At 48.3% G+C, this 1,025-nt stretch carries 1 protein-coding gene; it reads left to right on the top strand.

Going from position 1 to position 1,025, the window contains the following annotated elements; genetic code table 11:
• Positions 1-1,025 (top strand): DNA (cytosine-5-)-methyltransferase (gene dcm, locus DXC04_RS15370; protein ID WP_118661332.1); only part of this gene is annotated, 1,025 nt, incomplete at both ends.

The raw sequence follows: 1,025 nt of genomic DNA, 5'->3' as shown, positions 1-1,025 counted from the left end.
GAAGGCTTAAGACGTGCAGGGGGATTTACCTGTGTCGGACACTGCGAGGTGGATACTTATGCGGATAAGAACTACCGATTGCTGTTTGACACAGAAGGGGAGTGGTATTGTAGTGATGCACGAACAATTGAACCAGAACGAATGCCGGATTTTGATCTGCTCTGTGCAGGATTTCCTTGCCAGGCATTCTCTATCGCCGGAAAGCGGGAAGGATTTGCAGATGCAAGAGGAACCCTCTTTTTCGAGATTGCCCGGCTTCTTAAAGCTAAAAGACCCAATTATTTTATCCTTGAAAATGTTCCCGGTCTGCTTTCGCATGACAAGGGTCGGACATTTTGCACCATCCTCAGTACGCTTTCGCAACTGGGGTACCATGTCGAATGGAAAGTGCTTAACAGCAAGGATTTCGGAGTCCCCCAAGCAAGGAAACGGGTGTATATTGTCGGATATCTTGATTTCAGATGTGCCGGAAAAATATTACCTGAACCAGAAACAAATGGAGCAGCTCTTGTTCAGATCCGGGCAGGAAGTCAGGGAAAAAGAGTCTACAGTCCCAAAGGACTAAGCTGTACCCTGACCTCACAGGCAGGTGGAATGGGCGGCAAGACAGGATTATATGATGTAGGTGTCCCGATCAAAGAGAATACAAAGCTCGGCTACAAACTTGCAAGAGAAGGGGACAGCATCGATCTGGGCTATGCGAATCTCAACAGCAGGAGAGGGAGAGTCGGACACCAGATCGCACATACCCTGACAACAGGTGTCCAACAGGGAACGTTGCACTTTGTCGATCTTTCACCGCCGCCGATAGTAACGGAAGAATGCAGAAGTCTGAATACCAGACAATGCGGTGTTCACAAATATAAAGGAGAATGTTCCGGTGTATTAGCAGAGGATGGAGCAAGAGCAGTCTTAACCCCAGCAAAAGAGAAGGTCCGGCAGAACGGTAGACGCATGAAGGAACCGGAAGAACCCATGTTCACAATTACTGCAACAGATCGTCATGGCATCTTGTATCACGGAAG

Origin of the sequence: Dorea sp. OM07-5, assembly GCF_003481355.1 — a bacterium.
GTDB lineage: Bacteria > Bacillota > Clostridia > Lachnospirales > Lachnospiraceae > Dorea_D > Dorea_D hominis.
The sequence above is the reverse complement of the archived record's forward strand: the minus strand, read 5'-3'. Positions and strand labels throughout refer to the sequence as shown.